Source organism: Fusibacter sp., assembly GCF_057447755.1.
Map to the genome: position 1 here is coordinate 1 of NZ_JBVBZF010000251.1, position 5,354 is coordinate 5,354.

Below are 5,354 nucleotides of genomic sequence, written 5' to 3' on the forward strand. Positions count from 1 at the left end.
CGAAATCGTCGTAAACTCAAAAGGAATGTAGAGCCCTATTAAAATCCCTAGAATTATACCAATTATTGCTATTATCATATTGACCTTCCTTTACTGCTTCAAGTATTGATTATCCATCAAGCCATCATAGGCTGGAATCGAAACACTGATCGCTGTGTTCACTTCAACAAATACCCCCCATTTACGAAGGCTTTCGCTGTAGCTACCTGGCGCATTGATTGCACTCTCAAGGTACTTGCGATCACCAATGGCCCTAATGACATATGGTGGCGCAAATACTTGTTCATTAATTTTAATCGTCGGTCCTGTACACTGGATTTCGGATTTATTGAAGATAACGCGCTGACCATTTATTGAAATCGCCTCTGCACCTGCATTTCTGAGGTCATCTACCATGGCTCTGATGTCTAGGTCGTGGACGAGAATGACATTGGGATTTTCGTTTTCATAAAGCTCCCTTGTGCCATCAGTGACGATGATCACAATACCAGGTCCCTCTACGCTTGTTAAGCCCGCCACTTTTTTAGTGTTTTCTATTTCTACCTGCAAGACGTTTTCGTAGTTAATATGTTCGTCTGTTCTCGCTTTATCAAATTCAGCAATTTTGATTTTTAAATCTTCCGCTTTATCCCTGAGCTGGAGCAGTTCGGCCTTTTGGCTCTCCAACTCGATACTATTGGCATACATTTCCTTTATGGACATGTACTTAAAGCCCGAGTTTACAGCTCTAAATTGCATGGCCGACAAGATCCCCAAGAGTATGGTTAAAGCGAACACGGTTTTTTGAAGTGCTGTGAGTTTCATGACTTCACCTTTCTATTTAACTGTGTTGGCATACTTGAACTTCAAGGTGCCATTAAAAGCCGGAATTTCAATATTTTCTACAGATTTCACCTCTACGTAATAACCAGATTCTCTTAGGTTTGATATAATCCCGAAGCGTTGATTCAAGGCACCATCAAGCGTCCCTGAATTACCGATTGCCTTTATGATAAAGGGCGGCGAAATCGGAATTGTATTAACATTCACCTGAGAACCGGCAAGTCTGACCTCTGTACTGTTGATCATTCTCTGCTCGTTTATGGAAATCGCCTCAGCACCTGCTGAGTTCAGTTCGTTTAAAAGCTCAAGAATCAATTTATAGTCATATACGATATTGACTTCTAGGCCATAATTGTTGTCTGTCGGTGGATTGTCTATGGTTACCAAGACGCCTTGTCCAGACACTTTGGTCATCCCTGAAAAAGTCTTGAACTTATTGAGTTCATCCGTGAGATTTTTGACAACAGCACTCTCCTCAGATGCAGATCCTTGGATGTCCTCCAGTTGCTTCTCAAGGCTTTCAACCTCTTCAATGAGGGCTTCCTTTTCTGCTTTCACAGCAGCCATCTCATTTAAAATTTCAGTCGTTTTTTGGGTTGGTGTGGAACCACTTAAATAGGTTCCCTGTATAAATTTCATTTGAAAGGCAATAAAAACACCTAGAACGACACAAGCAATTCCAATCCAAATTTTATCCTTTTTCATAATTACCTACTCTCCAAATGGTTTATAAACGGGCAATCCGTCTGTGCTTACATCGATTGTCCCATTTGTGATTTCTTCTTTCTGCAGTGCATTGTAAATGGATGCAAAGGCATTAAATCGGGTTTCAATATTTTCCCCGTTGCCAAATTTTACACTGATGTTGCCAATTTTTATTTTAATGTTATTGTTTTCATAGCCAATTATTTTATAGTAGTTAAAATTACTTTGGTTCATGAGTTCAATCAGGTCAACGATATTTTCAAGTACGTATTCCTGAGCCACATCAATCCTCTTTCCAGTTGAGAAGCCATTAAACATAAAGCCTTCAACTGTATACCCATCCCCTTCATTCTCTAACACCTTTAACACGTCAAGATCACGGTCCAAAGATAAAACAATGTCGGAATACTTCAAGTTAAAATAGTGGGTTTTATAAGTAAGATTAAAAATTACCTGGTCAGGAAAATTGCGGTTGACCACAGCCTCTTTTACGAAGGGATGCTTTAAGAGCCCCTCCTTAGCGCTTTGAAGATTGATCTTCCAATAAGGATCTCCATAGTGGATGTTTGAATATCTTTGAAGTTCGTAGATATCCAGTTCCTCATTTTGATTGTACAAAATTGTCTTAACTGTCAACAAATCAGTCTGGAATACTAAATAGTAGCCACCTGCACAAATTAATATCAACAACAAGATCCACTTAACCTTTTTCATCAAAAGCACTCCAACCTTTATTTATACTTCATGTTCCTTTAACAAGGATGCAACTTCGTGCATAATTGTTTCCAAGGGTTTTATGTGTTCAATTTTTTCACAATTGCTTCTCATGATTTCAAGCTTAGAAGGCTCCTCATAAAAATCCATGATTGTATGTTGCATCAGTTCTACATTCAAATCCTCTTCCTTTATGATGATGCCCATGCCATTGCGGTCAACCACCTTGGCATTGTGAAATTGATGATTGTTGGCAACATTAGGTGAAGGGACAACGATTGCTGGCGTTTTAGCTGCAATAATCTCATTGATTGTCGAAGCGCCTGCTCTCGAAATCACCAAATCCACTGCATTGAGATAAATCGGCATTTCCTTCATGAAACTGATGAGTTTGAAATTTTTCCCCACACTATACTGACCCAATTTGATTTTCTCGTTGATACTGTCAAAATACCGATTTCCAGAAACGTGAATGATTTTAATCTTAGGATAATCCACAAGTGTTGCATAGGTTTCCATCATGACTTGGTTGAGTTTTAGTGCGCCATTACTACCACCAACAGTCATGAGAACAAACTCATCCTTGGCAAATCCAAGACGCTGTCTCGCATAGTCCCTGCCTATTGAATGAAAGCTTTCTAGCACAGGCAAGCCTGTAAAAACAACCTTTTCTGAATGTTTAAAATGAGTCTTTGCCTCTTCGAACGTCACCAATATACGATCAACGAACCGACTCAATATTTTATTGGTCATTCCAGGAAAGGCATTTTGTTCATGGATAATGGTCGGTACACCCATAAGCGCCCCAATCATCACGATTGGACCAGCCACATAACCGCCTGTACCTATGATCAAGTCCGGTTTAAATCGCTTTATTTCTCTTCTTGCCTGAAATAGACCCTTTATCAAAACGCCCAATGATTTGATCGTTTTTAAGGATACTTTTTTATTTAATGGGGCAACGTCTATCTGTCTAAAGGTAAAACCACTCTTAGGCACAATATCCTTTTCCATGCCGAGTTTTGCACCTATATAGACAATTTCAACACCCTTGTATTCTTTTTTTAAGCGTTCAGCAATGGCCAAAGCTGGATAGATATGACCACCTGTTCCACCACCTGTTAAGATAACTCTCATAGACATTCTCCATTTATTTCTACAAATTTAAACGCACATCAACCCCGAGTCAAACACTGCTTTGATATGTTCAGCATTATACCGATGGACCCCAGCAAAATTACGACACTTGTACCGCCATAACTGATAAAGGGCAACGAGATACCCGTGGCAGGCATTGAAGATGTTGCAACTGCATAATTCATCAAGACCTGAAGCGTCAACATGGCAGTAATGCCAGTTGCCAAGAAAAAGGAAAAGGTATCTGGTGCATTCATAGCAATTTTAACACAACGATATATCAATATCAAAAAGAATACCAATAGTATTACAGTCCCAATAAATCCGAGTTCCTCACCAATAGTTGCTAGGATAAAGTCATTTTGAGGTTCGGGAATATATAATTTATTCTGAGTACTCATCCCGAGACCAACACCACCAATCCCACCTGATCCTAAGGCATAGAGGGATTGTACAACTTGGTAGGAATCATCACTTGGGTCTTTAAATGGGTCAATAAATGCCGTCCATCTGCTCATACGGTAATCTGCTGACTTGACTAAAAACCATGCGATTGCAGTACCGCCAACAAGGACTGTCCCTGTGTATCGCCAGTAAAGACCAGCAACGAACAACATAATGCACTGAATGCCCGTAACGATTACTGCAGTACTCATGTTGGGCTGTTTCATAATCAAAAAACCACTTAAGACAATAATGCTTACATAGACAATTAGGACAGACAATTCATTCAGTCGCTTGTGATTTTTATCAAGGCTATATGCATAGAACAAAATCAGCCCCACTTTTGCGATTTCAGCAGGCATAAAGGATTGACCCGCTATGAAAATCCATCGCTGGGCGTTATTGATGACCGTTCCAAAAAAGAGAACATATATCAAAAGCCCTATACTCACAATAAGGGCAGGAATCGCCAGCCTTTTATAAAAATTGTAGTTGACTTGTGAAGCGATGAGCATTACCACTATACCAATTGCAATCCATTTGAGGTCGGTCAAAAAGAAATGCGTCTTGTTCTGCATTTTCTCAATTGCATAGTAATAGCTGGAGCTAAATACCATTAAGAGTCCAAATGCAGCCAGTAGTAATGTCACGATCAAAAGCGTATAATCGATTTTATTTGTCTTCATCTCTATCCCTTCAAAGCATTGACACAATTTTTAAAGTGTTCGCCTCTTTTTTCAAAGTTCTCATACATATCCCAACTTGCACAAGCAGGTGACAACAATATGGCAGTGCCTTCATTTGAAAGTTCATAGGCCTTTGAAACAGCTTCTTCCATGTTTTCTACGAGATAAAAATCTTCAAACTGATGCTTTAAGGCCTCTTCTTTTATTTTATGCTTAGTCTCACCAAGCAGGACGAGTGCACTGACCTTTGAGTCAAAGGCATCAAACATGGCTTCATAAGTGCCACCCTTATCCATACCGCCAGCAATGAGGATCGTCTCGTTTTTCATAGATTTAAGGGCACATACAGTTGAGTCAACATTGGTACCCTTTGAGTCGTTGTAAAAGGTTCTGCCCGCTTTAGAAGTGACATACTCAATCCTGTGCTCGACCCCTTTAAAGGTCTCAAGTGTATGTTTAATAGTCTCTAGAGGAATCTTAGAAAGATATGCCATGGCAACACTTGCAAGTGCATTTTCAACATTGTGATCGCCGAAAATAAACATATCATCGAGTTTGCAGACGACCTGCTTGTCACCACCTATATTCACGATGATTTGATCGTCTTCCACAAAAACACCTTGATCAAGCACCTGTTTTCGACTGAAATAAATCACCTTACCCTTTGATTGATCCTTTAAGGCTCTTGTGATCTCATTATCATAATTCAAGACCAAGTAATCATCCGCATTTTGATTTTCAAAGACTCTTGCCTTGGCTTGGGTATAGTTTTCCATCGTCTTATGACGGTTCAAATGGTCAGGCGTCACATTGAGTATAGCAGCCACATGTGCCTTGAAATCAATA

The 5,354-nt window shown here is 39.7% G+C and carries 6 protein-coding genes; all 6 read right to left on the reverse strand.

What is annotated here, in order from left to right:
- Positions 1-90 precede the first annotated feature (90 nt).
- A complete protein-coding gene (locus AC220I_RS17745) occupies positions 91-804 on the reverse strand; it encodes a DUF881 domain-containing protein (RefSeq protein WP_486725202.1) in 714 nt (237 codons plus the stop codon).
- A gap of 12 nt (positions 805-816) precedes the next feature.
- Positions 817-1,527 (reverse strand): DUF881 domain-containing protein, encoded by a 711-nt coding sequence (locus tag AC220I_RS17750; RefSeq protein WP_486725203.1) that lies wholly within the window; start codon positions 1,525-1,527, stop codon positions 817-819.
- A gap of 6 nt (positions 1,528-1,533) precedes the next feature.
- A complete protein-coding gene (locus tag AC220I_RS17755) occupies positions 1,534-2,241 on the reverse strand; it encodes a cell division protein FtsQ/DivIB (protein WP_486725204.1) in 708 nt (235 codons plus the stop codon).
- Between the two features lie 21 nt (positions 2,242-2,262).
- A complete protein-coding gene (murG, locus tag AC220I_RS17760) occupies positions 2,263-3,378 on the reverse strand; it encodes an undecaprenyldiphospho-muramoylpentapeptide beta-N-acetylglucosaminyltransferase (protein WP_486725205.1) in 1,116 nt (371 codons plus the stop codon).
- Positions 3,379-3,416: 38 nt separating this feature from the next.
- Complete coding sequence (ftsW, locus tag AC220I_RS17765; protein WP_486725206.1) at positions 3,417-4,508, reverse strand: putative lipid II flippase FtsW; 1,092 nt, start codon at positions 4,506-4,508, stop codon at positions 3,417-3,419.
- Positions 4,509-4,510: 2 nt separating this feature from the next.
- The coding region (murD, locus tag AC220I_RS17770; RefSeq protein ID WP_486725207.1) for a UDP-N-acetylmuramoyl-L-alanine--D-glutamate ligase at positions 4,511-5,354 on the reverse strand (844 nt) is incomplete at its 5' end.

Bases quoted from the DNA above. Each gene is read 5' to 3' on its own strand.
- murG (WP_486725205.1), bottom strand. From the start codon at position 3,378: ATGAGAGTTATCTTAACAGGTGGTGGAACAGGTGGTCATATCTATCCA.
- AC220I_RS17745 (WP_486725202.1), bottom strand. From the start codon at position 804: ATGAAACTCACAGCACTTCAAAAAACCGTGTTCGCTTTAACCATACTC.
- ftsW (WP_486725206.1), bottom strand. From the start codon at position 4,508: ATGAAGACAAATAAAATCGATTATACGCTTTTGATCGTGACATTACTA.
- AC220I_RS17750 (WP_486725203.1), bottom strand. From the start codon at position 1,527: ATGAAAAAGGATAAAATTTGGATTGGAATTGCTTGTGTCGTTCTAGGT.
- AC220I_RS17755 (WP_486725204.1), bottom strand. From the start codon at position 2,241: ATGAAAAAGGTTAAGTGGATCTTGTTGTTGATATTAATTTGTGCAGGT.